2 rRNA genes are annotated in these 3663 nt (G+C 57.4%); both read left to right on the forward strand.

The annotated features are described in order from the left end of the window. A 16S ribosomal RNA gene (locus tag J1902_RS18825) occupies positions 1–868 on the forward strand; the annotation flags it as partial. Positions 869–1354: 486 nt separating this feature from the next. Next, a 23S ribosomal RNA gene (locus J1902_RS18830) occupies positions 1355–3663 on the forward strand; the annotation flags it as partial.

A 3663-nucleotide genomic window follows, 5' to 3' on the forward strand; every position in this document is an offset into this window, starting at 1 on the left:
GGTGTAGCGGTGAAATGCGCAGATATCAGGAGGAACACCGATGGCGAAGGCAGGTCTCTGGGCATTAACTGACGCTGAGGAGCGAAAGCATGGGGAGCGAACAGGATTAGATACCCTGGTAGTCCATGCCGTAAACGTTGGGCACTAGGTGTGGGGGACATTCCACGTTTTCCGCGCCGTAGCTAACGCATTAAGTGCCCCGCCTGGGGAGTACGGCCGCAAGGCTAAAACTCAAAGGAATTGACGGGGGCCCGCACAAGCGGCGGAGCATGCGGATTAATTCGATGCAACGCGAAGAACCTTACCAAGGCTTGACATGGACTGGAAAGGCGCAGAGATGCGTCCCCCGCTTGCGGCCGGTTCACAGGTGGTGCATGGTTGTCGTCAGCTCGTGTCGTGAGATGTTGGGTTAAGTCCCGCAACGAGCGCAACCCTCGTTCCATGTTGCCAGCGCGTAATGGCGGGGACTCATGGGAGACTGCCGGGGTCAACTCGGAGGAAGGTGGGGACGACGTCAAATCATCATGCCCCTTATGTCTTGGGCTTCACGCATGCTACAATGGCCGGTACAAAGGGTTGCGATACTGTGAGGTGGAGCTAATCCCAAAAAGCCGGTCTCAGTTCGGATTGGGGTCTGCAACTCGACCCCATGAAGTCGGAGTCGCTAGTAATCGCAGATCAGCAACGCTGCGGTGAATACGTTCTCGGGCCTTGTACACACCGCCCGTCAAGTCACGAAAGTTGGTAACACCCGAAGCCGGGGGCCTAACCCCTTTGTGGGAGGGAGCCGTCGAAGGTGGGACTGGCGATTGGGACTAAGTCGTAACAAGGTAGCCGTACCGGAAGGTGCGGCTGGATCACCTCCTTTCTAAGGAGCACCGTCCTCGCCGTGAGGTGCCCGCATGGGTGCGGAACGGTGGGTAGGTAGCCCATTGCGCAGGCATTCGTCCTGCGGTGGGTGCTCATGGGTGGAATATCAGCAAATCAAAAGTTTTTTTGGCATAGCCTTCCGGCCGTGTCCTGGTGCCAGTCCGGCGCCCGTGCCCCCTGGGGTGCGGGTGATGGGAACGCGGCCGGGGCGTGGGGTGTGGGGGGTGTGTTTGGCGCACTGTTGGGTCCTGAGGCAACAGGACCTGCAGCAATGCAGATTCCCCTGGGGTTTCTGGTTTCCTGCCTCCGCCGATCGCGCACCGTGGGTGTGTGGGGTGCGGGGGACGGGGTTGTTGTTTGAGAACTACATAGTGGACGCGAGCATCTGACACAGACTTTTTGTTTGTGTCTACAGCAATTTCTTTTTATGAAGAACCTGGCCCTTGTGGTCGTGGTTCTCTCGAGAAAGCTTTTGATCTTGTGTGGTCAAGTTTTTAAGGGCACACGGTGGATGCCTTGGCATTAGGAGCCGAAGAAGGACGTAGGAATCTGCGATAAGCCTGGGGGAGTTGATAACCGAACGGTGATCCCAGGATGTCCGAATGGGGAAACCCCGCCAGACGCTGCAAGGTGATCTGGTGACCCGCATCTGAACACATAGGGTGCGTGGGGGGAACGCGGGGAAGTGAAACATCTCAGTACCCGCAGGAAGAGAAAACAAGAGTGATTCCGTTAGTAGTGGCGAGCGAACGCGGACCAGGCTAAACCGTTCCATGTGTGATAGCCGGCGGGCGTTGCATGGGCGGGGTTGTGGGACTTTCCGTACTGGTTCTGCCGGACCGGTGGGGTGTGGAGTGCAGGCATAGGTGAACGGTCTTGAAAGGCCGGCCAGAGAGGGTGTGAGCCCCGTAACCGAAATGTTGTGCACCGCCCGGAGAGGATCCCAAGTAGCACGGGGCCCGAGAAATCCCGTGCGAATCTGTCAGGACCACCTGATAAGCCTAAATACTTCCTAATGACCGATAGCGGACCAGTACCGTGAGGGAAAGGTGAAAAGTACCCCGGGAGGGGAGTGAAACAGTACCTGAAACCGTGTGCTTACAATCCGTCGGAGCCAGCTCTGTTCTGGTGACGGCGTGCCTTTTGAAGAATGAGCCTGCGAGTTAGTGTTACGTCGCGAGGTTAACCCGTGTGGGGAAGCCGTAGCGAAAGCGAGTCTGAACAGGGCGATCGTAGTGGCGTGATCTAGACCCGAAGCGGAGTGATCTACCCATGGCCAGGTTGAAGCGACGGTAAGACGTCGTGGAGGACCGAACCCACTTCAGTTGAAAATGGAGGGGATGAGCTGTGGGTAGGGGTGAAAGGCCAATCAAACTCCGTGATAGCTGGTTCTCCCCGAAATGCATTTAGGTGCAGCGTTGCGTGTTTCTTGCCGGAGGTAGAGCTACTGGATGGCCGATGGGCCCTACAAGGTTACTGACGTCAGCCAAACTCCGAATGCCGGCAAGTGAGAGCGCAGCAGTGAGACTGTGGGGGATAAGCTTCATAGTCGAGAGGGAAACAGCCCAGACCACCAACTAAGGCCCCTAAGCGTGTGCTAAGTGGGAAAGGATGTGGAGTTGCGAAGACAACCAGGAGGTTGGCTTAGAAGCAGCCACCCTTGAAAGAGTGCGTAATAGCTCACTGGTCAAGTGATTCCGCGCCGACAATGTAGCGGGGCTCAAGTACACCGCCGAAGTTGTGGATTTCAGGCAGTGCCTAGCCTTCGTGGTTCAGGCGCCTGGAGTGGTAGGGGAGCGTCGTGTGGGCGGTGAAGTCGCGGTGTAAACCAGCGGTGGAGCCCACACGAGTGAGAATGCAGGCATGAGTAGCGAAAGACGGGTGAGAAACCCGTCCGCCGAATGATCAAGGGTTCCAGGGTCAAGCTAATCTGCCCTGGGTAAGTCGGGACCTAAGGCGAGGCCGACAGGCGTAGTCGATGGACAACGGGTTGATATTCCCGTACCGGCGAAAAACCGCCCATGCCAAGCGGGGGATCCTAACCGCCCGGAGCCTGCCCAATCACCCTTGTGGTGTGCGGGTTTTGGCCGAGCGCGGGACCTGATCCCGGGAGGTAAGCGTATTAACAGGTGTGACGCAGGAAGGTAGCCGGGCCGGGCGATGGTTGCCCCGGTCTAAGGATGTAGGGTCAGGGATAGGCAAATCCGTTCCTGTGTGCCCCGAGCACGCTCCTGAGATCTGATGGGACTCCCGCAAGGGGGGATCCGGTGATCCTATGCTGCCTAGAAAAGCATCGACGCGAGGTTTTAGCCGCCCGTACCCCAAACCGACACAGGTGATCAGGTAGAGAATACCAAGGCGATCGAGAGAATTATGGTTAAGGAACTCGGCAAAATGCCCCCGTAACTTCGGGAGAAGGGGGGCCTGCCCCGTGATGGAGACGTGCTCTCCGTGAGCGGGTGTGGGCCGCAGAGACCAGGGGGAAGCGACTGTTTACTAAAAACACAGGTCCGTGCGAAGTCGCAAGACGATGTATACGGACTGACTCCTGCCCGGTGCTGGAAGGTTAAGAGGACCGGTTAGCCCGCAAGGGCGAAGCTGAGAATTTAAGCCCCAGTAAACGGCGGTGGTAACTATAACCATCCTAAGGTAGCGAAATTCCTTGTCGGGTAAGTTCCGACCTGCACGAATGGAGTAACGACTTCCCCGCTGTCTCAACCATAAACTCGGCGAAATTGCAGTACGAGTAAAGATGCTCGTTACGCGCAGCAGGACGGAAAGACCCCGAGACCT

Origin of the sequence: Arthrobacter cavernae, assembly GCF_017368795.1 — a bacterium.
In the GTDB taxonomy this organism is placed as follows: Bacteria; Actinomycetota; Actinomycetes; order Actinomycetales; family Micrococcaceae; genus Arthrobacter; species Arthrobacter cavernae.